General features: G+C 42.8%; 25 protein-coding genes. 13 read left to right on the top strand and 12 right to left on the bottom strand.

From position 1 onward, the window contains the following. Positions 1-12: 12 nt before the first annotated feature. From IQ31_RS01870 to IQ31_RS01845, 6 genes are all read right to left on the bottom strand, one after another. Complete coding sequence (locus IQ31_RS01870) at positions 13-675, bottom strand: COG1470 family protein (RefSeq protein WP_244294296.1); 663 nt, start codon at positions 673-675, stop codon at positions 13-15. 400 nt (positions 676-1075) lie between these two features. Beyond that, positions 1076-1366 carry a hypothetical protein gene (locus tag IQ31_RS01865; protein ID WP_120334036.1) on the bottom strand — a complete coding sequence of 97 codons (291 nt, stop codon included), beginning with the start codon at positions 1364-1366 and terminating at the stop codon, positions 1076-1078. A 77-nt stretch (positions 1367-1443) separates the two neighbouring features. Then, on the bottom strand, positions 1444-1890 hold the full coding sequence (locus IQ31_RS01860; protein ID WP_075992936.1) for an Hsp20/alpha crystallin family protein: 447 nt from the start codon (positions 1888-1890) through the stop codon (positions 1444-1446). A gap of 373 nt (positions 1891-2263) precedes the next feature. After that, positions 2264-3325 (bottom strand): fatty acid desaturase family protein, encoded by a 1062-nt coding sequence (locus tag IQ31_RS01855; RefSeq protein WP_075992935.1) that lies wholly within the window; start codon positions 3323-3325, stop codon positions 2264-2266. A 310-nt stretch (positions 3326-3635) separates the two neighbouring features. Further along, positions 3636-4547 (bottom strand): helix-turn-helix domain-containing protein, encoded by a 912-nt coding sequence (locus IQ31_RS01850; protein ID WP_075992934.1) that lies wholly within the window; start codon positions 4545-4547, stop codon positions 3636-3638. A gap of 64 nt (positions 4548-4611) precedes the next feature. Then, positions 4612-5436 carry an SDR family oxidoreductase gene (locus IQ31_RS01845; RefSeq protein ID WP_244294295.1) on the bottom strand — a complete coding sequence of 275 codons (825 nt, stop codon included), beginning with the start codon at positions 5434-5436 and terminating at the stop codon, positions 4612-4614. A 258-nt stretch (positions 5437-5694) separates the two neighbouring features. Here IQ31_RS01845 and IQ31_RS01840 point away from each other — a divergent pair, with 258 nt between their 5' ends. Continuing rightward, entirely contained in the window at positions 5695-5955 is a 261-nt protein-coding gene (locus IQ31_RS01840) for a hypothetical protein (protein WP_112376336.1), read from the top strand. 63 nt (positions 5956-6018) lie between these two features. On the opposite strand, the gene IQ31_RS01835 is transcribed toward IQ31_RS01840, so the two are convergent. From IQ31_RS01835 to IQ31_RS01825, 3 genes are all read right to left on the bottom strand, one after another. Continuing rightward, a complete protein-coding gene (locus IQ31_RS01835; RefSeq protein WP_145326934.1) occupies positions 6019-6942 on the bottom strand; it encodes a helix-turn-helix domain-containing protein in 924 nt (307 codons plus the stop codon). 78 nt (positions 6943-7020) lie between these two features. After that, complete coding sequence (locus IQ31_RS01830; protein ID WP_145326933.1) at positions 7021-8016, bottom strand: aldo/keto reductase; 996 nt, start codon at positions 8014-8016, stop codon at positions 7021-7023. Positions 8017-8116: 100 nt separating this feature from the next. Further along, positions 8117-9358, bottom strand: a complete 1242-nt coding sequence (locus tag IQ31_RS01825) for a site-specific integrase (protein ID WP_145326932.1) — start codon at positions 9356-9358, stop codon at positions 8117-8119. A 295-nt stretch (positions 9359-9653) separates the two neighbouring features. Between IQ31_RS01825 and IQ31_RS27250 the strand changes: the two genes are divergently transcribed. The 12 genes from IQ31_RS27250 (at position 9654) to IQ31_RS27825 (ending at position 19808) form a co-directional block, all read left to right on the top strand. Beyond that, complete coding sequence (locus IQ31_RS27250) at positions 9654-9821, top strand: hypothetical protein (RefSeq protein ID WP_158638771.1); 168 nt, start codon at positions 9654-9656, stop codon at positions 9819-9821. After that, the gene (locus tag IQ31_RS01820) at positions 9811-10227 is read left to right on the top strand and encodes a response regulator transcription factor (protein ID WP_145326931.1); all 417 of its coding nucleotides are present in this window, start codon (positions 9811-9813) and stop codon (positions 10225-10227) included. The genes IQ31_RS27250 and IQ31_RS01820 overlap by 11 nt, the downstream gene beginning before the upstream one ends. Positions 10228-10247: 20 nt before the next feature. Beyond that, positions 10248-11102: a helix-turn-helix domain-containing protein gene (locus IQ31_RS01815; RefSeq protein ID WP_145326930.1), complete on the top strand. Its 855-nt coding sequence runs from the start codon at positions 10248-10250 to the stop codon at positions 11100-11102. 284 nt (positions 11103-11386) lie between these two features. Further along, positions 11387-11656, top strand: a complete 270-nt coding sequence (locus IQ31_RS01810) for a hypothetical protein (RefSeq protein ID WP_145326929.1) — start codon at positions 11387-11389, stop codon at positions 11654-11656. Between the two features lie 187 nt (positions 11657-11843). Further along, entirely contained in the window at positions 11844-12287 is a 444-nt protein-coding gene (locus IQ31_RS01805) for a hypothetical protein (protein WP_145326928.1), read from the top strand. Positions 12288-12639: 352 nt separating this feature from the next. Beyond that, entirely contained in the window at positions 12640-13290 is a 651-nt protein-coding gene (locus IQ31_RS01800) for a transcriptional regulator (RefSeq protein WP_145326927.1), read from the top strand. A 152-nt stretch (positions 13291-13442) separates the two neighbouring features. Then, a complete protein-coding gene (locus IQ31_RS01795) occupies positions 13443-14219 on the top strand; it encodes an SDR family NAD(P)-dependent oxidoreductase (protein WP_088161796.1) in 777 nt (258 codons plus the stop codon). Between the two features lie 58 nt (positions 14220-14277). Then, positions 14278-15204 (top strand): helix-turn-helix domain-containing protein, encoded by a 927-nt coding sequence (locus IQ31_RS01790; RefSeq protein WP_145326926.1) that lies wholly within the window; start codon positions 14278-14280, stop codon positions 15202-15204. Positions 15205-15648: 444 nt separating this feature from the next. Then, positions 15649-16968 (top strand): NAD(P)-dependent benzaldehyde dehydrogenase MdlD, encoded by a 1320-nt coding sequence (mdlD, locus tag IQ31_RS01785; RefSeq protein WP_145326925.1) that lies wholly within the window; start codon positions 15649-15651, stop codon positions 16966-16968. Between the two features lie 442 nt (positions 16969-17410). After that, positions 17411-18166, top strand: coding sequence for an SDR family oxidoreductase (locus IQ31_RS01780; RefSeq protein WP_145326924.1), 756 nt, complete (start codon positions 17411-17413; stop codon positions 18164-18166). A 203-nt stretch (positions 18167-18369) separates the two neighbouring features. After that, a complete protein-coding gene (locus IQ31_RS01775; RefSeq protein WP_145326923.1) occupies positions 18370-19212 on the top strand; it encodes a helix-turn-helix domain-containing protein in 843 nt (280 codons plus the stop codon). A gap of 392 nt (positions 19213-19604) precedes the next feature. Then, a complete protein-coding gene (locus tag IQ31_RS27825; RefSeq protein WP_236586045.1) occupies positions 19605-19808 on the top strand; it encodes a cyclic nucleotide-binding domain-containing protein in 204 nt (67 codons plus the stop codon). Positions 19809-20219: 411 nt separating this feature from the next. Here the strand turns inward: IQ31_RS27825 and IQ31_RS01765 are convergent, their stop codons facing one another. The 3 genes from IQ31_RS01765 to IQ31_RS01755 are packed head-to-tail and all read right to left on the bottom strand — an operon-like array spanning position 20220 to position 23848. Then, a complete protein-coding gene (locus tag IQ31_RS01765; protein ID WP_145326922.1) occupies positions 20220-22550 on the bottom strand; it encodes a GAF domain-containing protein in 2331 nt (776 codons plus the stop codon). Between the two features lie 20 nt (positions 22551-22570). Continuing rightward, the gene (locus IQ31_RS01760) at positions 22571-22936 is read right to left on the bottom strand and encodes an NHL repeat-containing protein (protein WP_145326921.1); all 366 of its coding nucleotides are present in this window, start codon (positions 22934-22936) and stop codon (positions 22571-22573) included. 27 nt (positions 22937-22963) lie between these two features. Beyond that, on the bottom strand, positions 22964-23848 hold the full coding sequence (locus IQ31_RS01755) for a serine hydrolase domain-containing protein (protein ID WP_145326920.1): 885 nt from the start codon (positions 23846-23848) through the stop codon (positions 22964-22966). Positions 23849-24019: the final 171 nt, after the last annotated feature.

Raw genomic sequence — 24019 nt, 5'->3', positions numbered from 1 at the left:
TTTGTAGCGCCCTTATCTGCGGCCGTATTTGCGGATGAGAAAATACACCAAACCAATGGCCAATACAATGACAAGCATACCGATCCAGCCAGAAAGCAAAGAAGTTTTCACAATCATACGGAATGAAATGTCGGCGCTACTATTGGATGATTTGATCTCAAATTTGGAAGCATAGTCACCGGCAATAGTTTTGTCGGGAACTTTTAGGTTGACTTTGACGTCAATAGATTTCCCTGCTTCGAGCTGTTTGATGTTCGACGGATCGAAGCTTGCCTCCCATCGGCTGGGTAATTGGGACGTCAGTTCCAAGGCATTGAGTGGCAGGGTGCCCGTGTTTTTGACTTTAAGTAGAATCTCCTTGCTGCTACCGGATACCACTTCGTCGCTCAGCCGCCCACTGGGGGTGGTCAACTCAAGGGCATAGGAGCCTTTGACGACTGCTTCGAGTTCAAGCTTTAAGGTATCGGTTGAGGATATGGCCCGTAGCGGAATTTTATATTTATCGGGCTTGGCCGTGATCGGGCAGCTGATTTCAATGCTGATTTCCTGGGCCTTATTAGGCTGCATCTGAAGGGAAGTCACTTGCGAGCCTTCTACGCGGTAGCTAATCTGCCATCCATCGGGTAGCTGGGCATTCAGGCTGTAGTTAACCAATTGAGCGGATCCGTTGGTCAAGGTGGCCGAATAACGAAAGGGTTCGTTGCTGGGGGCCTCAATATTGATGAGCCTCGCTTCGAAACCAGATTTGAGGGGCTTCAAGGCTTGCCCCGATAGATAAAAACTGTTAGCCAGCACAATAAGTGCGATAAGAAATGGCCTGAAAGAAAAACGTCGGTCTGTGTTTGTAATTAGTAATTCTGTTAACATGATCCAATAACTAAAATTTATATTTAAATAGAATATTAGCTTTTAAAAAATGTCGGTTTGGGTATCAGCTACCTTTTTGAAAAACCGCACCCAAATTAAAAATCAATTTGATAAAAATCAAGATTGAAATAAAAAAATAGTGTAAAAAGAATGTGTTTAAATGGTCTATAGGCTGATAGCTTGTGTTGTATGCTGCAATGCACTTCCGTCAGTCAAAGTTTACTGAGCGGAAGGTTTTCTTGATGATAATCTTGGTGTTCTCGGCCAACTCATCCAGTGTACAGTGGATGGATCGTAATTGTGTCCTCTGAATTGTAGCGTCGTTCAGAAGAAGATTGATGCGAAGACGTCTGCTGTCTGAGGCTTCAGGCTCACCGCGCAGTTCATCAAACAATTCATGAATAATCTTTTCGCAGCTTTTTTGGTCAAAACTGGCGATAGTGATATAATGTCCGTGGCTGTACATCTGTAATTCAATATAGTAATTCGACGTTTTCATAATCTTCGTTTTAAAGACTGAAAAAAATAGGTTAGCCTCCGTGGGAGGCTAACCATTAAAATTTGCTATCTGGATCTTTAGGATATTTCGATCATCCGCGGTTCTTTCTGTTTGGCTTCTTCTTTCTTCGGTATTGTCAATCGGAGCATACCATTCTCATAGTGTGCCTGAATATTGTCCTGATCGACAACCTCCTTCTGAAGTTCGAAGCTGCGTTGGAAAGATTGGTAACTGAACTCCCGGCGGGTGTAGTTGTCCTTATGCTCCTCGTTTTGTTCTTCCTTAGCCGAGGATATGGTTAAGAGATTGCCGTCGAGGGTCACCTTGAAATCGCCTTTGGCCATGCCGGGAGCGGCGACCTCCACTTCGAAGCTATCTGCGTTTTCCTTGATGTTGACCGCAGGAACGGTGGTACTTGTTGATGAATAATTTTTGTTGTCCCAGTTTAAAAGCTCGCGGTTAAAATTATCAAACATGGGCGAAAAAAGTGAAAAATTGTTCCAGTTTCTTTTTGCAAGTTTCATAGTAACCTCCTTTTAATGAAGTATAACAATAATTTAAATCTATCAGTCGGCCGACTGTATTAAAAATCTCACAAAAAAGGTGCCGAGCTTAAAAAACTGAAATTTTTGCAGCAAAACTGTCAAATTTTACCTGATAAATTGACAGAAATGATAAGATCTACCTACAACAAACCGAAAATTGAATTTGTTTCAAACGATGTTCAGCTCAATCTTATCCTTATAATAACCCATTTGATGGATAAATAGTTAGAAAAGACCGGGCTTCTTAGCGATTTCTGGTCTTTTCTTTTTTGCTGAAAGCTACCAACTTCTATGGCACATAAAGGCCATAGGGAAGGGACAAAGGAAATGAAGCGACTTGCTAATAACTAGGTTATTTTGACAAGGCCTCCAGCACTTTTAAATGCGATCTAAATGCTGTCCAGAAGCTCCGAAACTCGTTGTATTGTATTTTATATTCCTTGCAGGTCTGCTTCACAATCCTATTGAGCGCAGGATAATGAACATGGCTGATCTTTGGAAAAAGGTGATGTTCAACCTGAAAATTGAGACCGCCAAGCAACCAGGTAAGTACCTTGCTGCCCGTAGCAAAATTTGCGGTGGACTGAATCTGATGAATCATCCATTCTTCTTCGACCTTTGACTGGTCAATGGTTTTGAATTCGGTTTCTTCCACCACATGGGCCAGCTGGAATACTGTGGCCAGACTCATACCACATACAGTACCAGAAATCAGCAAACCGATAAGTGTGGGCAGCCACCCGACGAAAATGATCGGAACAATGACAAATAAGCTGAAGTGAATTAGCTTACTGACCCAAAAAATAATACGCTCTTTGACCGGAAAATGAAATTGCTCCGTTTTATGTCCCATGCGCCCACGGAAATATTTCTCATAATCCTGATAAAAGATCCACGCTAAATAGGAGATTCCATAGAGCAACGGAAAATAAAAACGCTGATAGCGATGGTGTTTCCGAAGTTTCTGGTCGTGGTGTATACGCATAAACTTTACTTCGATATCGTGATCTTCGCCATCGATATTTGTATAGGTGTGGTGTGCAATATTATGTTTGAGCTTCCAAAAGTAGATATTGCCGCCCAGTAGATTGAGCGAGTAGGAGAGCACAGTGTTCAGGTTTTTATTGTCCGAAAAAGAATTGTGCCCAGCATCGTGCATAATGTTAAAACCAATCGCAGCGAGGTTAGCTCCGAAAATGACACATAATGCTATTGCAATACTCCAATGCAAAGGTGCAAATACCAGAAGGAGATACAATACCGCAAAGCTGATCAGGAGAATAGCGGCTTTCAGATAGATCTTACGATTCCCGGTTTTTGGCTGAAGTGAATTTTGAAAATAGTTATTAATTTTTTGTTTTAACGTTTTAGAGAACAATGTATTTACATTGCTGAATTTTACAGACTGGGACATTTGGATTTTTACTCGAGAGATATGCTTAATATTTATTACGTTCGATCTTGAGCGATAGAACAATGTAAATATACGCTATAAAATTTGAAAGATCGCGGTAGTAAAGTTAAAGATTGTTAAAGGTCATTCTGCCATCCTTGATTTCCCATGGACCGGAAGATACACCTTTTGAATTTTTGAAGCCTCCGGTATTTATTCCGCGCCGAGGTATCCTGCGCGTTAATCAACTATTCCATATCAATTTGCCGGAGCGCAGGTTTCTTTAAATGTAACACACAACTCGCACTAAAATTTATTTTACACTGTTTTGTCAGTTAAACGATTGCCTGAACGCTAAAGGTGAAACATTGGTTTTTTTCTTAAACAGTTTGTTGAACGATTGCGGATGTTCAAAACCGAGCTTATAGGCAATTTCGGCCACGGAAAGGCTTGTCGCCGTAAGTTGTTCCTTGGCTTCTTCAATTAACTTGTCGTGAATATGCTGCTGTGTGTTTTTACCGGTAACGGAACGTAGTAAATCGCTTAAATAACGTGCTGATACATGGAGGCTTTCGGCTAAATACTCTACGGTTGGAAGCCCTTGTTTTAAGGTTTCTTCGCTGTCGAAATAATCGTCCAGCAATTTTTCCAATTGGGTCAGCAGCGCATGGTTAACCGCTTTCCGAGTAATGAATTGACGCTCATAGAAACGGTTGCTGTATTGCAAGAGCATATCAATTTGGGACAAAATAATGTCTTGGGTATGCTTGTCGATATGCTGATATTCTTGTTCGATTTTAAGAAAAATTTCTATAATGTCTTTTTCTTCCCGTTCGGAGAGATGTAATGCTTCGTTAAGCGCATACGAAAAGAAATTGTAGTTTTTTATTTTGGTGGCTAGGGGATGGGTATACAAAAAATCAGGGTGGAATAGGAGCATGTAACCTTTTCCGCATTCGACCTTCATCTTTCTGATTTCGGCCATCGTCAACGATTGAATCTGCTTGGGCGCAATAAAATTCATTGTTCCTTTGTCGAAATCGTAATATTGTTGGCCGTACTTTATTTTTGCAGTAACATCTTTTTTCAGCGAAATACTGTAGAAATTCACGTAGAACTGCTCCCAGATGTCGCTTTCATCGGGTTTTATTCCAGCTACATCAATTACACTGACGAGCGGGTGTAATGGGGCCGGCAAGGACAATTGCCGATGAAATTCGGATATGGAATTGATACTATGCATCCTGTTTTTGTTATACAAATTTACAAAAAACAACTGCCTCGCAAGGCAGTTGCTGATTTAAAAATTAGGCCTCAAATTGTTTTGCAATTTCCTGTCTGAACGCTTCTTTTCCGATTTGTAATCGTCTTTCATAGAGTGCGTGTGCATCTTCGCCTGCCAGATAACGTACCTGATCTTTATTGTCCGTGGCGGCTTCATACACCACTTGGGCAATTTGCTCGGCAGTGGATGCATTTTGCATCATCAGACCCATTTGTTCGAACAGTTTGTCTTCGATGTCCTGATAGTCGGAAGTTCGGTTTAGATCCAAAGAACGACCTGCAAAATCTGTCGCTATTCCTCCCGGAGCAACTGTTTTGATGGCTATTCCAAATTTTTTCAATTCAAAGGACATGCTTTCGCTCCAACCCTCCAGGGCGAATTTTGTGGCATGATACATCGAATGTAACGGGAACCCCATAAATCCACCAATTGATGTGGTCGAAATAAATAAACCGCTTTTCTGTGCTCTAAAATGGGGAATAAAGGCTTGTGTAACGCGCAGTACGCCCAATAGATTCGTGTCGATTTGGCGAAGTATTTTTTCGTCGCTCAATGTTTCAAAGGCACCCATTAACCCATAACCTGCATTATTGAAAACGACATCAATGTTACTTATAGCGATCGCTTTTGCTACAGTTTCTTTGATCTGGGCCGGATCGGTAACATCCAATTTTAATAGCCTGATGTTTTCGATCCCGGCAAGTTCGGTTTCATTTTCAGGATTTCGCATGGTTGCGATCACATTCCAACCCGCCTGTTGAAATAATTTGGCAGTTGCTTTTCCCAAACCGGAAGAAGCTCCTGTAATGAAAATTGTCTTTTGCATGCTGTTATTGTTTGATTCCATACCACAAATGTCTAAAGAAGGCATCGGGTACCTGTTGCCAAATTGAGCTTGATTGTAGCCAAAATGACGAAATCAAAATATGTGAAAAAAATCATTCCCAATAGAGGGGAAAAATCATCGACTTTGGCACGATTATTTGTTGATATTCGTTATAAAAATAAGGCAACGTTAAGCTGATTTTTGCTCGATTTTATACTTTTTGGCGTATTCGTATTGGCGTAATTGCTGTATTTTAAAAATTTTAGAAGATCTATATTTATGCAAGGCACAATTGACGGGATAAGCGGGGAACCACATCGTTCACAGGTGTTCCGTTTAACTTACAAAGGACAGGATTATCAACTGGTGTTGTTGAAAAAGTCTTTATCAAAGCTCGATACGGAATTGCCAATTTCGCTTGATGGAATTGATCAAAAAATCGTAAAAAAAGGCGACCACTGGTTTTTTGAAAATAGGCATTCAGATCAGCATTTTGCGACAGAAATCTGGCGCAATTTATCGCTTCGATATCGCCTTTAAGGTAAAAATTCTGCTGTATGGTGGCCCGCAGCTCAATATACAGCAAATTTTAAGGATGTTATCTTAGCTTGAGGCCATCTTCCGTCTAAACTCCAGCGGTGAGAGCTCCGTTTTCTTTTTGAATAAACGATTGAGTGACTGTGGCTGTTCAAAGCCCAGCTGATAGGCAATTTCGGCAACAGAAAGTTGCGATCTGGACAGCAGATCTTTCGCTTTTTCAATGAGTTTATGCTGGATATGGTTCTGCGCACTTTCACCGGTCTGCAACCGTAATAAATCGCTTAAATAGTTTTTCGACATATTCAGCCGCTCAGCAAAGTAGCCCACCTGCGGTAAACCCTTGCGTTCGGTTTCGGTTTCAAAATACTGATCTAGCAATTGTTCAAACCGGCTCACCAAGGGTACATTGTGTACCTTACGCGTAATAAACTGCCGGTTATAAAACCGCTGCGAATACACCAGCAGCAGTTCGATGAAACTGACAATGGCATCCTGGCTATAGCTGTCGATCGGACTGTCATATTCGCTTAAGATCCCTTTTCCGATGTTTCGGATCTGCTCTTTTTCCCGGTCGGACAGAAAAAGTGCTTCGTTGACTTCGTAATCGAAAAAACTGTAGCTGCCGATTTTGTTTGCCAGGTCATAGGTGCGGATAAAATCGGGATGGAAAACAAGGGAATAACCTACTTCGGCATGGGCAGTATCGGGATCAACACTGATCGTCTGCCCGGGTTTAAAAAAGGTCATCAGGCCTTCCCGGAAGTCGTACTGATGTGGGCCATAACCCAATACGCATTGCGCATCTTCTTTGATGGAAATGCAGTACAGGTTGAGCTGAAAGGTGGTCTCGACCGTTGGATGTATATGCTTGTTTTTGGAGAAATCGGTGATGCTAAAAAGCGGATGCTGCGGTTTGGGCAACTGCAGCGCTTCATGATAGTCAGCGATACTATTGATCCTGATCAGTACGGGTTCTTTCTTTGACATGCTCTTTTTGCCTGTTAAATAATAGCCTAATTTAAGTAAAATGCCATGCGGTTTTTGCTCGCATGGCATTTATATTTTTTAAGATTGCAGCGGAATACTTACATCGCGGGATCCGGTATCCAGTCCGATCGGCAGAATAGCCTCAATGCGTTGCAGCTCTTCGGCGGTCAATAGGATGTCTGTTGCGGCGATATTCTGCTCCACATAGCGCACTCTTTTTGTCCCCGGTATCGGCACGATTCCTTTTTGGATCAGCCAGGCAAGGGCCAGCTGCGACGAGGTAACGTCTTTTTCTTTTCCAATCTGTTCGAGTTCACGCACCAGATCGAGGTTTTTATAAAACTGCTCGCCCTGAAACCTCGGGATAAGCCTGCGGAAATCATCTTCGGGGATATCGTCCGGCGACTTGATCTCACCCGTGATAAATCCACGGCCCAAAGGGGAGTAGGCGACCAGGCCTATACCCAGCTCCCGTGTCAGATCGTATACGCCATTGGTCTCTACTTCGCGTCCGAACAGGGAAATTTCATTCTGCACAGCCGTGATCGGGAAGGTCGCATGTGCCTTGCGGATCTGCTCGGCACTGACTTCCGAAATGCCTAGGTACCTGACCTTGCCCGCTGTGACCAGCTCGCCCATGGCACCTACGGTTTCCTCAATGGGTACATTGGGGTCGGGGCGGTGCATATAATAGAGGTCAATCACATCGGTATCGAGGTTTTTCAGCGAGCGCTCGATAGACTTTCGGATATAATCTGGCCGACCGTTTATGCGCCAGGTCACCTGGTCCTTATCATCAATCTCAAAGCCGAACTTGCTGGCGAGGATATAGTCGTTGCGCTTGCCCCGTATGGCCCTGGAGATCAACCTTTCGTTTTCAAAGGGTCCATACAGATCGGCCGTATCCAAAAAGTTGCCCCCCAGTTCTAAGGACCGGTGGATGGTAGCTATGGATTCTTTTTCGTCGGCCTTGCCGTAGATATCGCCAGTGGACGCAAAACTGCTCATCCCCATACAGCCTAAGCCGATCATTGGAATTTCAAGTCCCTGCGTGCCTAATTTTCTTGTTTTCATCTGCTTCTTATTTTTGTTACCCAAAATTACAAAGCAGAGCCTGCAGCATGTTTACCCCAATTACGGAAACTTGTAACTGAATTACGGATCTAATCGCTAATTAAGCTACCCTGAATTTATCGTTATAAGCATCTTCCAGGTACTGTCCCAACGTTCTTGTCCGCTCGGTATCAATGGTACTGATGTAGCGATGGAACATCTGCTCGGTACTGTGACCTGTAGCTTCCATCAGTAGCGGAGTAGGGATTTTACCGTAAAAATTTGAGGCAAAGCTTCTTCTTCCGATGTGGCTCGTGATCGCTTCCCATTTTTGGACAAACATTTCTACCGCCCGGAAGCCCTTTCTTTTGCGGACTTTGACCAGGCTATTGATACCGGCAAGTTCCGCGACTTCCTTGATCTGCAGATTATACTTTTGCGCAGTAAGTTTCTCTGGAAATACGTTTAAATTGCCCGACAATATGGTCAATGGTACCGGATGTAAAGGCAGCAGAATTTCTTTTTGCGTTTTCTGCTGGACAAATGAGATACAGGGTTTTCCCTTGATTATCTCGAGGTTCTGGATATCAAAATTCATGAAATCTGAAATGCGCTGGCCGGTGTAGCAGCTGATGATCAGCCAGTCCCGGGCTGCCTGTAGGTTTGGCGGGACATCCGTTTCCTTGAGTTTTACCAGTTCATCCTCACTGAGGGTGACAAAAAGATTGACTTTTTTTTCCTTGGGAAGTTCAAGTTCATATACGTAGGTTCTGACCCCTCTTTTTTCCAAAAAATTAAGCACCGTCCGGACAAAATGTATGGTGCGGCCGATCGTACTTTTATTGTATTCTTCCAGCTCGCCAAATTCAAGGAACTCTTTGACAAAGGATGCATTGACTTCGTGCAGCAAAAGGTGTCTTTTGCGATGGCCTTCAAATCGCTCAAGCAAATGGAGGAATACCCGGTAACGCTTGGAAGTCGGTTCAGAAATAAGGTGGGCACGGCTCCGGATATAGGCTTCCACATAATCTAGAAGGCTGTTGGCGGGGCGACAAGTCTTTGTGCCATCACAATTTTCTTTTATTATCTTGCGGAGTTTGATAGGCGAAATTTTGCTGTTTTTTGCCGTGACATTGGCCAGGTATTCGGCGATTCCGATTTTTAGCCTATCGAGCTTGGCATTTAAATTTTTATTTTTTTTGAGGTAAATATTGTGGGGTCGCTGTTTTTTTAAATCCCATAAATCCGGGCAAATTTTAAGGGGAGTATTGATCACATGTTCCGTCTGAGAATCATCAAGGATCGTGAGGGATATTGTTGAAAAAGGGGAGGAATATAGCAGCGTAAATTTGAAATTTATCATTGGACTTGAATCTAATTTTCTGAAAATAAATATATAAGTTTTCCAGAGAAGTCCAATTCAGACTACAGTTCCAATAATCAAATGTAACTATTTTACCTTACAAAAAATAATCTAATAAATATTATTAAAAACTACACCTTAATCGCTATTCATTTCATGACAAATTCTATTTAGCTAGATAATTTCATTTTTTTTATCCTTTATAAATCAGTTAATTAAAAAAAAGTTGTAGTCTGAATTGGACTACAGTACTATGTAACTAACGCATATATTTCAAACTTAAACAGAATCGCAAATGAAGGATCAATTAAAGTCCAAACGAGAATATATACCACCTGCAATTCATGCAACCAGCGTGGAGATGGAGGATGCTTTCGGGGCTATACAGGTTACTTTTGTAGCAGGAACTGAACAGGACTATTTGCCATTGGATATTTTGCAGAAGGGAGAAGATGGCAACTGAGATCGGAAGAAAAATAAAAATAGCATTTGTCGACGATAGTCTCTTTCAGCGGACGCTCATGAAAATAGTGCTTGTCAACAATGAAACATTTGACCTGCGTTTTAATTGCAGCAATGGACTGGAGCTCCTGAAAAAACTCGAAAGTACCACTGAATTGCCCGACGTATGCCTTGCGGATCTTAATATGCCTGTAATGGATGGACATGAGGCCGCTCTTCATATCCGCGATCGGTTTCCATCGATTAAAGTATTCGGGTATACGACCACAGATAATGTCACCGAACTTGAACGGTTTAAGGCCAACGGTGCACTTTTCATTTTCAGTAAAACCAACCTGAGAATGACATTGGACGAAATTAAATATTGGCTTGATGATGACATCCGATCTCCATTAAGCAAAGGATAGATACATAGCATAGCTCATTTATGGACAGTAAAGCGGCTGAATTTGAAATTATACCGTTAAAGGAATGGCAGCAGAAGCGGTTTCCCCACTGGTATCATGGTCAGGATCTTTTCACTATCCTGGTACCATTTGATGACATTGAGATCCGCCTGGCGAATGATTCTTTTTGCATGGAAGGCAATACGCTGATTTTTATTGGTCCGGCGAAAGATTTTACCCTCAGTGGATCGGGCACTCCGAACGGGTATCTGATCCGCTTTACTTCACGGTTTTACGAAAGGTCGGCCCTGGATAGGACATTGATCAATTCAGGACTATTTTTTGACAGTGAAAGATTGCTCAAAGCTGTTAAAAGCCGGATAAAACAGGAAGAGATGAAGATGCAGATCATGGGAAATATCCAACGTCATCCATCAAGAAACGCCGCGGTGACTTCGCTGATCGTGCACAACTTCATCGAGTCGGTCCTTTTACAAGGGGTATGGGAAACAGATTTCGATAAGGAACTCAGCAGGGGTACGGACAGTACAGTGCAGGGAATGGCCAACCGTTTTTCCATACTCGTACACAAGCATTATAAAGAAAATTGCAACGTCAAATTCTATGCAGACAAACTACATATTACGCCAAGAAAGCTAACGAATCTATGTACAGAAGTCTGGAATAAAACGGCAAAGAATGCCATTATCGACATCGTTCTGAAAGAAGCGCTGCGTTATATTGAAAATACGGATCTTTCTATTTCCCAGATCTCCTATGAAATGGGGTTTTCAGAAGAGTCAAATTTTCGGCATTTTATCAAAAAACATTCGGGTTCCAATCCACTGCAGTACCGTGAAAGAATGCGAACGGCGAGCGATGCGTATGCGCATTAGCAGCTGTTTTTTTGTGCGGATTGGTGTAAAAAAATACTGGAACGAATCCCTTCGCCCCAGTGTCCATTAATATTATATTAAATAACAACCCGCAAAAAAGTTGTTATCCAAAAGTAGGGCGATAAAAGGTGTGAAAGTATGTGAATAGCGGCAATAAACGTGTAAAAAGTGGAAACCGAAAGGAGCGTGGGGGCATATATAGCGGATCGAAGAAATTGAGATTGGAGAGAGAAGGTAGGGGGCTGATTCGGTATATAATAGAATACTTTAAAATAAATTAAATTATGGAAAAATTTGAAGATCAATGGCGGGATGTTGATGCGGATGTGGGACGTAAGATTAGAGAAGCCACATTCAATGATGAAGAGATCGGCCGATTAAGGGAGAAACTCAAATCACTTTTGGTAAAATTTGCCGAGCATAAGTTGGTTGAAGGTGAGCTGCATCCATTCTTTAGGGATCAGAAGGTTCAGGAGGAATACGATCATACGGTTCTTCTGATCGAAAAGAGACATGCGGAGATAAAAGGGCTGTTTTCTGTTAAAGATAATTGAAGCTTTTTTAAACGATTTCAATCTGACTCTTGTCTTTCTATTAATCCATTTGATGGATAAATAGTTAGAAAAGACCGGTGCTTCTTTGAGGTTTCTGGTCTTTTCGTTCTAAAATAACCTGTCGATCTATGGGCTCGGCAAGATTGAGAACTTAACAAGCAAGATTGAAAAAGTAAAAAGACAAGCTATGAACGGATTGAATAAAAATATGCTGGGCGGATTGATCGGTGCACTCGTCCTCAATATAGTGCACAGCGCTGCCAAAAGATTTGATTCCCAGGCGCCCGAAGTGGATAAGGTGGGTGAGGAGGCGATGAAGAAAACAGTACGCTTCGCCGGATTTAAACCACCCCAAGGTAATACGCTGGTAGCAGCTACATTTGGCGCCGATGTGGCATCAAATGCCATGTTATATACGCTTATCGGCTATGGGGGGCAGAAAAATAGACTGCTTAAAGGAGCCTTGCTCGGTACTGTGGTAGGGCTCGCAACATTGACTATTCCGGAACAGGCAGGACTCGATGCCGAACCCATAAAAAAGACCAGTCGTACGAAGTTAATGACTGTTGCTTGGTATGTCATCGGTGGTATTGCAGCCGGACTGGCCATGAAAGCGATGGAAAAACGCTAAGTTTTTTATAGCTCGGGCTTTGATCACACCTTTTTAGGTACTATACGCTACGTGGCTACAATTCAACTGTACGCTATGCGACAACGGTTCAACTGTACGCTAAACGGCTACGATTCAACTGGGCGCTATGTGGCTACGATTCAACGATAGTTAGCCGCGGTGCTGTATCGCTATTTTATTGAACTGATTAGCCAACTGTTGCGAATATGAATTAATATCCAGCGGATTGTAAATGTGATTAGCCAGATTTCGAACAGTAGCAGAAAACAACGGACAAAAAATGTAATTTACATTAATATTAGGTCTCAAGACCAGAGTTTAATCGTTTTGAAATCGCTAAATTAAAACAATCATGATGAGAAAATATGTTGGTATAATACTCTTTTTTATTGCTGCAGCGGGTAGCCTACATGCGCAAACGCTGACTACGAAATTGGTCCCGATGCGTTTAGCTGCAAGTTTTGACCGCGTAAAAGAGGCCATCCCGGATATGTCCGGCCAGTTTGTCGACAGCAAGATGAAAATCACATCCCTGGGAAGTACAGATTCGACTGCCCGATTTGAAATCGAGGAGCAGGGGATAAGCATTGAAACGGTTGTGGATAACGAAAAAGAGTATCATAAATTGGTCACGGCTGCGGCAAAAGATGTTTCCAAACCAAGTATTCATATGCTGTATACGTACACGTTAAAGAATAAAAAATTGAAAGTACCGCCGCCAAGAAAAGTCTTTTTCTCTCCGGAATATGGGGTAATCTGGACTTTGACGTTAAAAAAAATAGCAGAAAAGGAAACCGAAGTTGTACTTAACTACAAATCATTATCGCCTGCATTCGCCGAGAAAATCGAAAGTGAGTTTGAAAGCGACAGCTATTACAGCCACAAAATCGTAAAAATCGACGTCAATGATAAGCGAATGAATCACCTGATCAAGGAGATTTTGATCAATCAGATGCATGTCGACAGGGATTATCCAGCGCCAACGTATCCCGCGCGCAATTAATCATTCCACATTAATAAATAAAGTACAGTCGCCCAACCGTTGAATCTGAATCTGAATCTACCCTTATTTTGGTTAGAAATATCCTCAATTCAGCTACAATTGTCCGCCCATAGTTGCGGAACTTTGTCCTGTTACATTTAAATAAGTTTAACATGCAGACAAATGAAATAAAAGTAGCCCTAGTTACAGGTGCCAATACAGGTGTTGGTTTTCAGATTGCCAAAGCTCTTGCTGAAAATGGATATCATGTGTTTGTTGGATCACGAGATTTAGAAAAAGGAAAGGATGCCGCCAATCAGATAGAAGGTGAAGCGCATGCCATTCAGCTGGATATTACCGACAATAATTCAATCAGGAATGCTGTCAGTAAAATAGAAAATGAGTTTGGGTACCTTACTTTGCTGGTCAATAATGCGGCGATTTCAAACGCAGGGATCCCCGGCCGTACAATGTGGGAAATTCTGAGTGCGCAGAAGGCAAGCGTCACATCCATAGCTGAAATGCGCCAGGTTTGGGAAACCAATGTCTTTGGCACGCTTGCCATAACACAGGCCTTATTGCCCTTCCTCCGGAATGCAAAACAATCTAGGATCGTAACCGTTTCAAGTTCTCTAGGCTCACTAACCCTGAATGCAGATCCGGACAATACATTCCGTAGTGGATTTGATGCCGTATATGGCGCTTCGAAAACCGCTTTAAATGGTGTTTTCCTTTCTCTTGCAAATGAATTGGAAAATACAAATGTTAAGGTGCATCTGGTAAGTCCGGGTTTTACAGCGACAGCCCTGAATAACTTTGAAGGTACAGATACGGTGGAGGAAGGCTCACTTGAACCGATACGCGTGGCACTGGCGGAAGATATACCCAATGGAAGCTTTACGGGACCGGCGACCTATCGCACAGAACAAGGCGATCAAGTGCCATGGTAGAATCACACAAAGGAAGACCTGTAGCTATAAGCTACAGGTTTTTTTATAAATTTATTGTATGAAAAAGAAAGAGGATAAGTTAAAACGCTTTATTTCTATATCCGAGAGTCACGAAGCTTTTGGCCTGCCAAAACCGCAGCATCCCCTGATTAGCCTGGTCCATTTCAATCAGGATAATCCATTCAATACCGATATGGCACCAATATACGATGTCCTAAGTTTCTACAAGATCACTTTTATAACAAAAAACAGCGGAAAACTCAAGTACGGCAGGGGTTATTATGATTTTAATGAAGGAAGTATGCTTTTCTTTGCGCCCAATCAATTGGTGGGTAGCACAGAATATAATAGGGATACCTATGCTTATCTGCTGCTGATCCATCCTGACTTTTTCCTGGGTTCCCCTTTAGCCCATAAAATTAGGAAGTACGGCTATTTCTCCTATTCTGTGAATGAAGCGTTACATTTATCTGATCAGGAAAGAGAAACGATGATAGCGATCTTGAATTTCATGAAAAATGAACTTGACAACCGGATAGACGAATTTAGCCAAGAAGTCATTATCTCGCAGGTGGAGTTGATGCTGAGCTACGTCAACCGGTTTTACAAGCGGCAGTTCATTACGCGGAGAAATATCAACAATGATATTCTACTGAAGGCAGAAGCGCTGCTGGATGATTATCTGGATCAGGATCATTCGGTAATTCAGGGAGTTCCAACGGTCCATTTTCTTTCGGAGCAGTTGAATGTGTCTGCGGGTTATCTAAGCGATATGCTACGTTCGCTCATTGGCCAGAGCACGCAGCAGTATATCCACCATAAACTTATTGAGCGAGCAAAAGAGAAATTATCAACGACACAACTTACCGTAAATGAAATTGCTTACGAACTGGGTTTTGAGCATGCACAGAGTTTCAGCAAACTGTTCAAAAAGAAAACCGCCCAGACGCCACTGGAATTTAGAGGGATGTTTAAATCAAAGTAAAAATATATGTTCGGAGTATAAACGAGCAGATCAAGTTCTGCCTGATTGGCCCAGATTATAACCCCTTCGCTGTTGACCCAATGCAGGGATAGGGAGGTTTTATTGTTGCAACCCTTCAAAGGTATTGATGTCCGCCATAGATCTTTCAGATAGAAAATTTTATTCATGAGCCTAAAATAGGTGTTACAGTCCAGTTTTGAATGGGCAAAATTACGTACTCTGCAAGGGTAATAATAACGTTAAACTGCGGTATGAATACAGGTTTCAGCTAATATATATGACAATATTATGTTTTGCGCAATATAAAATTATTTTAACTTTGTTTTGTATCAAAGCATCTTAATCTTGTTCTACAAGATATAAAACACACTAGACACTTTTACTTTATTAAAACAAACAGTTTATGCGCTAGGTGTGTTTTAAAATGCATAAAATCACAAACAAATGACGACAGAAATTAAAAACAGAATAAAAGAAGTATTCGAAAAACAGAAAGACTTTTTCGGCACGCAAGCAACGAAGGAAATCACATTCCGTAAAAGACAGTTGCAAAATTTCCGTAAAGTTTTTGCGAGTTATACGGATGCGATCTGTGAAGCAGTGAATATCGATCTTGGAAAAAGCAGGGCAGAAGCAGAATACGTTGAAGTTCAGATTGTTCTCGATGAACTCGACGATATGATCGAAAATATGGAAGAATGGGCAAAACCAACCTATGTCAAATCAAAACCGCATGCTTCGGGAGCGGAAGTCATCAGTAAGTACATTTATGAGCCCTACGGTGTAAACTATATTATAGGTCCCTTCAATTACCCGGTGCAGTTGACTTTCAGTCCGCTGATCGGGGCCCTGATGGCCGGAAATACGGCTATCATCAAACCTTCTGAAAACACGCCCCATGTTGCCCAGGTGATTGAAGATATTGTTAGCGAAGCTTTTGATGAACAATATGTTGCCGTTTTTCAGGGCGCTATTGAAGAAAACACCTATTTATTGAGCCTTGCTTTTGATTACATCTTTTTTACGGGAAGCCCTAATGTTGGCAAAATTGTTATGAAAGCCGCTGCCGAACAACTGATTCCGCTTACTTTGGAACTGGGCGGAAAATCCCCAACGATCGTACACCATGATGCGGATATCGAAAAAGCCGTTCAGCGCATTTCTGCCGGCAAATGGATCAATTGCGGACAGACCTGTGTTGCTCCGGATTACGTGTATGTGCATGAATCTGTGAAGGGCGCCTTTATCGATCAGTTGAAATCTTATCTTAAAGCTGCGTACAACGACGAATCTTTAGGGAAAATCGGTAAGATTGTAAGTCAGCATCAGATCGGGAATTTAGCGGGATACCTGAATGCCGCTCCCGAAAAAGTTATTTATGGGGGAAAATATGATCTGGAAACACGCCATTTTGAAGCAACCTTGATGGACGATGTCAACTGGAATGACGCGGTGATGCAGCAGGAAATTTTTGGTCCGATCCTTCCTATTTTAACTTACAGCAATATCGATGAAGTGCTGAAAGAGATTAATAGCAGACCCAAGCCATTGGCGCTTTATGTGTTTTCTGAAAGTCAGCAATTTGCCGATGACGTGATCGCAAGAACCACCAGCGGCGATGCGGAGATCAATAGTACATTGATCCACGTCGGATCGCATTATCTTCCTTTCGGTGGCGTAGGTGCTTCGGGAATGGGAAAATATCACGGCAGATTTAGTCTGGAAAACTTTAGTCACCAGCGTTCGATCCTGCAGGTAAAATAGAGATAATTCACGCAATGGCTATAATTCACGCATACAATTAATCAATTAATCAGGACCACCTCAACGGGTGGTCCTTTTTTGGGGGGGATATTTCCGGACGTTATATTTCCGTTCCAATCTCAGATCGGGTTAGTTAACTGTTGAATCCTCAGATCAGATTAGTTAACTGTTTAATGAAAATCACTTCGACCTAGCTACTCTTTCTAGCAATCGAAGCATATGGATTGATAACCACGGGACTACCTGCTATTTTGATAAGTGTGATAGCAGTGTGAAACCCTGTTTTTTTTGATTGGCAGCTCAATTATTGATATTTGGTTTGAGAGATTCTAGCGGGGTAAAATGGCTTTGAGAGGCCAGAATAAGCGCTGATAGAATCTAAACCTGTAATCCAGCACGTCCACGGCAAATCAGTGGGCGATGGATTCAAATTTTCAAATTTATGGCAAATCAAGAAGTAAATGGAAAAGTAGTTTTGATCGCAGGTGGTGCGAAAAACTTAGGGGGACTGTTGAGCCGGGATTTTGCGTCACAAGGAGCAAAGCTTGTCATTCACTACAATAGTGAGAGCACAAGAGCCGAGGCAGAAAAAACATTGTCGGATGTAAAGGCGTTTGGTGCCGAGGGACTGCTTGTCCAGGGCGACCTTACACAGCTATCAAATATAAAAGCGCTATTCGACAAAGCCGAAGAAAAGTTCGGTAAGGTTGATATCGCAATCAATACAGTCGGTAAAGTACTGAAAAAACCATTTGTGGAGACTTCAGAGATTGAGTACGACAGCATGAGTGATATTAATTCGAAGGTCGCTTATTTTTTTATTCTCGAAGCCGGCAAGCGGATCAACGATAATGGCAAAATCTGTACTGTCGTTACGTCTTTATTAGCAGCCTATACAGGCCTTTATTCGACGTATGCGGGAATGAAAGCTCCTGTAGAACATTTTACAAGGGCTGCTTCTAAGGAATTCGGACCGCGTGGAATCTCAGTTACGGCGGTAGCTCCTGGTCCGATGGATACACCTTTCTTCTATGGACAGGAATCTGAAGATGCTGTGGCCTATCACAAGTCGGCGTCTGCGTTGGGTGGACTGACCGATATTAAGGACATTGCACCACTGATTGAGTTTCTGGTAACGGATGGCTGGTGGATAACCGGACAGACTATTTTCGCCAATGGCGGGTATACCACAAGATAACATGTGTAAGCAAAAGGCAGTCAAAGCTGACTGTCTTTTGATACACAGATAACAGAGCATGATAACATAGCACAGCTTCATAACATAGCACAGCTTCCAATCCGATGTGGGTTCCAAATAGGATCAGCTTATGATCTCAGACAAGTGAAGATGATCTGCAGGAGGTTTTAGTGCTGATAACTGTATAAACGCTTATCGAGACGATGATGAATAGTAAGGACCTAGAAATAGGGCTACAGGATTTTGGGATTTGTACACTCGCCGAATTCCAACAAACCGAAAGTGATATAGCAAGTGATACTTATTACATCATAAAAATAGATGAACCGATCGTCATTGCTGTAAATAGGGAGTTTTATACGCTGAATAGCGGACAGCTACTATTTGTAGGGCCTAGAAAGCGAATCAAATTCATGAACGATGCGCCAATAGGGGGCTATGTGCTATCATTTACCGCGGCGTTTTATCTGAGATCGAAATCCGACGTGAAGATGCTCAACTCCATATTGTTCTATGGCATTCAGAATGCCATACAGATTGAAGGTAAAATGGGAAATCAGGCCTATTTTGATACGGCTATTATTGAACGCATAAAAATGGCGCGGGTACAGGGACCGGAAATATTGGATCTGGTCGCTCATCACTGTGTCGAGTCAATTTTGCTTGAAGGGCATTACAGGCTCTCTCTTCAGGGGATCCTATCAAAGCTGTGCAGTTCATCGGAACAGATCGTCTTTAATAGCTTTAACATTCTGGTATACAAGTATTATCGTGAAAGTACGTCCGTCAGTTTTTATGCTAATAAATTAAAACTTACAAGTAGAAGGCTTTCCGAGCTCTGCGCAGCGAATAGCGGGAAATCTGCAAAAGCATTCATTTCTGGAATTGTAGTCCGGGAGGCTATCCGCTTGATCAGACATTCGAATCTATCCATTTCGCAGATTTCTTTCGAAATAGGTTTTAGTAATGTCGCAAATTTCAGAAGTTTCATCAAGAAACATACCGGCAAACAGCCCCATTTGCACCGTAACGAAAGAGATAATTAATTTTGGATAACGTATATCATTTGCGGTCTAAAGGCAGGGATGAGTATAAACCAGACAGACCGGTGAGGGCAAGCAACCGCAAACCCTAAATGGCATTTCGCAAAGACTATTTTTTCAATGACGCAGCCCCCGGGCTGCTTCATTTGTTATGAAGCAATATCCACTGCTTCATAAAAGGCTCTCGCAAAGCGTGACTTTGCTTTTTCAAATCCTGATTCAAATCAAGTATTTATTTCAATAAATTGATATTTGTTTACTAATTTTATTAGTATGTCAATCGCTTTTAGTATATTTGTTTAGTCAACGAAACGTTTCCCCGGATGCAATATCACGCTCAAAGCATGAGGAATGTACATAGCGCAAGGGTGAGGGGCACGAATAAAATAGATACAATGCACGCAAAGTTTATTCAGCTTATCAAACAACACTGCCAGTTATCGGAGGCAGAAATTGATCTGTGTAAGAACTATATGGAGCCAGTGCGCTATGCCAAACATCAGATCATCGAAGAGGAGGGAAAAGTACCGGCTTACCTCTATTTCGTTGTATCGGGCTTTGTACGTCTTTTCATTATAACGATAAAGGCGACGAACTGACGACACATATCAACTGTCCCCCGGGATTTATATGCTCTTACCAGAATTTTAGCAATCAGACGCGTTCCGAAGAAAACCTGGAAAGCATCACCGACTGCGAACTGCTGCGTATCACTAAAGCAAACCTCGATATGCTAACTGCACAATCGCCTGCATTTAAAGACTTTAGTGTGTATGTGTTTCAGTAAGCCTTGAGTTATAATGAGAAGAGATCGAAAGAGCTAGCCACGCTTACGGCCGAAAAACGCTACCTCAAGCTCATGGCCGAACAGCCAGATCTGCTGCACAACGTACCCATGCAATATATCGCATCGTTCCTCGGCATGAACCCCAAAAGTTTGAGCCGTATCCGCAAACAGATCATTAGATGATACTCTTCTTGGCCTACCTGATGGAACACCAGGAATTACTTTAGTGCAAATCTTGAAAATTGAATCCCACACGGATCGCTTTCAGGCCAACCAGTCCCTGCAGATCTTCCACCTCAAACTGCTCGATATTTTCGTCGAGTAATCCTTTGTGCTGTAGTAGGTTGATGTATCCCATATATTCTGTTTCTTCATGTACATTGGAGTAGACAACAACCAGTTTGCCTTTTTGTGTGATGCGCTCCGTCGAGCCCTTGATCTTGGCTTTATCAATGCGTTTCTTGGCAATCTCGTAGCGTACATTATAGGATCCATCGATATCAAACTGCTTCTCGTCCATGCGAAAGCGGATGGAAATGGGGGTGGCAAAGACCAGTACCAATGAGGTCACTTCCAGCTGATGCGGAAGGGCGGGCTGGAGCTGCCTAAACTCGCGTTCCATCGCGCACATCACCTGCAGCTGCCACAGCCGTAAATTGCGTAGGTAGTAGAGCTCAAAATTCCGACCGGGAGCGATGGAGGCCCCGATATACATGTTGTGCTCGATACCGTCTGTCTTGTAGCGCTCGTAGTAATGTGGAAAGTATTCTTGGGCTTCCACCTGCTTTTCGTCGAGGATGGCCACCAGCTTTTTATTGATCAGCGTGATGGAGTTGTCATAATCCTGTCGGGCCTCATAAAAACCGCCGATAGAGAGGTTGATTCGCTCAAAATAGCGGTCGATGGCTTCGGTGGCGACGCTATTTTTGTTGTTTTTCCTGAAATTTTCTAGAATAGGGTGAATATCCTGGTTAAAATAATCGAGCATAAGCTGTTCCGTATCGGTCAGCAGCGCTTGCTGCAGCGTAGTCAGGTTTCTTTCCAGATCGAAGACCTTTTGCTCAAAGAGCGGTAATCGCTGCGTTTGGTTGATCGCCGTGAACAATGCGATCAGTTCCTTGCTCTGATTGATGAGGTCCTGACGGATGGCCTGATTGCGGGATTCTGAGGAGCCCTGTACGTCGATCTGCCCATAGAGCGGATAAACATGGTCAAAGACGATTTCCTGCAGGGCATAGTCTTTTCCAAAGGCGCGGTCGTTGAGGAAATGCATGGCTTCTTCCTGAAACCGCCATTTAACACTCGGGTGTATAGCGGTATATTCCTTTTGGATCACCGCTTCGATCTGATTTTCAGTTTCGGCAAAGGCTTTCGATACTTTATCTTTGATAAAGGGCAAGATGAAGTTGAGCTTGTTGGCATTGACCGAATTGAGTTCCCGCACCTTGGATGAGGACATTTCCAGTAGACCCAGCACTTTGTCGCCTTCGACGAGGGGAACAAAAATAAAGCTCTTCACCTGTTGCTGCTTGAGCTTGTTGATAAAATAGGCCTGCTTTGGATCATCCAGCGACAGCTTGTCAATATCCGGTACAACAAAATATTCGTCCTTGGTGAGCAGGTTCTCCAAGGTCTCGCTGCAGAGCATGTTTTCACATTCCTCGATCGTCGAGTCGTAAAGCAGATGACTGTACAGCTGTTTTTCGACAATCCGTAAGTTGTACTCGTTCCTGACCTTTTCAAAGGAGGTCAATCCGATGCGCAGATCATTTATTTTATAAATCGACCGGAAAATGCTTTCTATTTCTGCCAGCTGGACAGCGCTTTTTTCGCGCAGCAGATTGCTCTTGAAGCTGGATACCGCATTTTCAATGGTCGCATCAAAAAGCGTCATAATGGAAAAACCTTTCAGGATCCAGCTCTGCTCGGGGAATTTGGACTTCCATAGGGCAATATCCGAAAAGTTGTCGACCAGTTCGGTAATATCTTCAACCGTAAGATCGAGTGCCCGTTCTGTCGGAAGGACATCGATAAAATCGGCATTGAATAGGACGCGGTAATGATGGATGATATTATCCTTGTCTGGAATATCCAAAAAGAGGGGAGCATCCATGGCATCCACCTTAAACCCATAATACTGGCTGATGATAACGCAGCAATTGAGAATATAATAGGTATCGGGCGAGATATCACGAAGGCTAAATTCATAGTGATCGCCGGCATCCGCTAATATTTTTTCCAGTCTTGCGGTATGGTTGAACGTATAGAGATGGAAGGGAATGGTGACGGCCTTGATCTCATTATGTGTCAGTGAGCTCGGGAACAGGTCGGCCAGCAGCACCTTGATAATAGGCTCATAGCGCAGCAGGTCTTCTGCTTTTTCGACCCCATCGATAAGTTCGGGGTATTTGCTGATTTCTTCCAGCAGCGATCGGGCATAGCTGGCCTGAAAGCCAACCGGCGATAGGGCCGCTGCTTCAAAGGATGGTATAATCTTATGAAAAGCGATCAGGGTTTTAAACGGACTGGAATCAAAGGCGAAGTTAAACTGCATAATGGTTGTTCCCGACTAAATTAGATTATTGCTGGAAGATGTACAAAAATATAAAATAATCGGCGAAAAGAAAACCCAAAGCGGACGGATAAAAACACTGCAATGACATTGGCGCCATTGAACTGTGCTGCTTTTCCGATACCGTCTTTGCTGCTGTTGGTCGGGTTGTTGCCACCAGCAATGGTGGTCACTACACCATAGCTATTGACAACCCGGATACTATAATAATGGTTGTTGTAGTCGTTATCACAGACGACAATATACTGGTCTGACCACAGGGCTATACCCATCGGACTGCCAAATAATGCGGCATTGCCCTGGCCATCCTTGGCGGGTTTATGGTTGTTATTATTGGCTCCGGCAAGGAGGTAAAAGCAAAACTGCACAAATTTGTTGCCGGACGGCGACGCTAGCTATTCGGTAAGCCAAGTTCGTCTGATGTTATCCTTCAGTTCCGCTAATCTGTCCTGGCCGCTACTATCGTTTGCAAGGATGATAATAGCGGTATTCTTTTCGGGGTATAGGTAGCATAGTACAGTGAAGCCACAACCGTCGCGCCCCGTGTGCATAAGGTAGGAGATACCATTTTCCTCCTTATCCATCATCCAACCCAATCCCATGTGCATACCGTCGGGCCTTGTAAACGTAGTTTTATGACTTAGTGCAATGGCTGCATGGTTGTTCTTTAGATTAGCGGATGCATACTTGAGCATATCACCGAGTGTTGAAAACATGGAGGGAGCAGCTCTGTAACCATAGTCTGGAATAAAGGGCAAGATTTTGTCACGTTCGTCATGACCGGCGATGAGCCTCCGCTCATCCTTTGCTAAGAGTTGTGGTTTTGTATCCTTCATACCCAGTTGATCTGTTAAATATGATGTTACCAGATCGTTGTAGGGTTTATGATAAACGCGTTCCAATAGGGCAATCAACACCATCATCGCATTTCCATTGTAGTGGAATTTTGTGCCAGGAACCGTATCAAGCACAAATTTGTGCATATCCCGGAACATGCTGTCGGCGGTATAAACACGGTAAAACTCCCGAAATGCTTTGTGGGGCAATTTGGTGATGCTATCGAGATATTTATCATCATAATTTCTCGACATCGAAGGTAGGGCTGAAGTATGGTTTGCCAGATCTACCAGTCGAACAGGATGCCCCTTATACTGCAAATTTGGATAATCCCCAGGCAAATATTTTCGGATATCATCATTCAGATTTACTTTCTTTTCGATGACGGCCTGCGCAAGCATTATGCCGACGAACGTTTTTGCAATGGAACCTAAACCGAAAATGGTATTGCTGTGCTAAATCGCCTGTTATTATTCCGATTGATAGGTCAACGGTAATCGGAGATTGTAGATAGTGTTCTGCCGACCGTTGAACTAAGCTATCCAGCGAAGTTTTCAAAGGGTTGCTGCTTAAAATCGAGTCCTGAGAAGTTTGGCCGAAACAGAATTGTATCG

Origin of the sequence: Sphingobacterium siyangense, assembly GCF_007830445.1 — a bacterium.
GTDB lineage: Bacteria > Bacteroidota > Bacteroidia > Sphingobacteriales > Sphingobacteriaceae > Sphingobacterium > Sphingobacterium siyangense.
Note: the sequence above shows the minus strand (reverse complement) of the source record. Positions and strands in the feature narration are given on the sequence as shown.

Coding starts and splice junctions, on each gene's coding strand:
- mdlD (WP_145326925.1), top strand. CDS start 15,649: ATGACGACAGAAATTAAAAACAGAATAAAAGAAGTATTCGAAAAACAG.
- IQ31_RS01790 (WP_145326926.1), top strand. CDS start 14,278: ATGAAAAAGAAAGAGGATAAGTTAAAACGCTTTATTTCTATATCCGAG.
- IQ31_RS01845 (WP_244294295.1), bottom strand. CDS start 5,436: ATGGAATCAAACAATAACAGCATGCAAAAGACAATTTTCATTACAGGA.
- IQ31_RS01810 (WP_145326929.1), top strand. CDS start 11,387: ATGGAAAAATTTGAAGATCAATGGCGGGATGTTGATGCGGATGTGGGA.
- IQ31_RS01840 (WP_112376336.1), top strand. CDS start 5,695: ATGCAAGGCACAATTGACGGGATAAGCGGGGAACCACATCGTTCACAG.
- IQ31_RS01765 (WP_145326922.1), bottom strand. CDS start 22,550: ATGCAGTTTAACTTCGCCTTTGATTCCAGTCCGTTTAAAACCCTGATC.
- IQ31_RS27250 (WP_158638771.1), top strand. CDS start 9,654: ATGAAGGATCAATTAAAGTCCAAACGAGAATATATACCACCTGCAATT.
- IQ31_RS01820 (WP_145326931.1), top strand. CDS start 9,811: ATGGCAACTGAGATCGGAAGAAAAATAAAAATAGCATTTGTCGACGAT.
- IQ31_RS27825 (WP_236586045.1), top strand. CDS start 19,605: ATGCACGCAAAGTTTATTCAGCTTATCAAACAACACTGCCAGTTATCG.
- IQ31_RS01815 (WP_145326930.1), top strand. CDS start 10,248: ATGGACAGTAAAGCGGCTGAATTTGAAATTATACCGTTAAAGGAATGG.
- IQ31_RS01830 (WP_145326933.1), bottom strand. CDS start 8,016: ATGAAAACAAGAAAATTAGGCACGCAGGGACTTGAAATTCCAATGATC.
- IQ31_RS01835 (WP_145326934.1), bottom strand. CDS start 6,942: ATGTCAAAGAAAGAACCCGTACTGATCAGGATCAATAGTATCGCTGAC.
- IQ31_RS01775 (WP_145326923.1), top strand. CDS start 18,370: ATGATGAATAGTAAGGACCTAGAAATAGGGCTACAGGATTTTGGGATT.
- IQ31_RS01805 (WP_145326928.1), top strand. CDS start 11,844: ATGAACGGATTGAATAAAAATATGCTGGGCGGATTGATCGGTGCACTC.
- IQ31_RS01850 (WP_075992934.1), bottom strand. CDS start 4,547: ATGCATAGTATCAATTCCATATCCGAATTTCATCGGCAATTGTCCTTG.
- IQ31_RS01795 (WP_088161796.1), top strand. CDS start 13,443: ATGCAGACAAATGAAATAAAAGTAGCCCTAGTTACAGGTGCCAATACA.
- IQ31_RS01800 (WP_145326927.1), top strand. CDS start 12,640: ATGATGAGAAAATATGTTGGTATAATACTCTTTTTTATTGCTGCAGCG.
- IQ31_RS01855 (WP_075992935.1), bottom strand. CDS start 3,325: ATGTCCCAGTCTGTAAAATTCAGCAATGTAAATACATTGTTCTCTAAA.
- IQ31_RS01825 (WP_145326932.1), bottom strand. CDS start 9,358: ATGATAAATTTCAAATTTACGCTGCTATATTCCTCCCCTTTTTCAACA.
- IQ31_RS01780 (WP_145326924.1), top strand. CDS start 17,411: ATGGCAAATCAAGAAGTAAATGGAAAAGTAGTTTTGATCGCAGGTGGT.
- IQ31_RS01865 (WP_120334036.1), bottom strand. CDS start 1,366: ATGAAAACGTCGAATTACTATATTGAATTACAGATGTACAGCCACGGA.
- IQ31_RS01860 (WP_075992936.1), bottom strand. CDS start 1,890: ATGAAACTTGCAAAAAGAAACTGGAACAATTTTTCACTTTTTTCGCCC.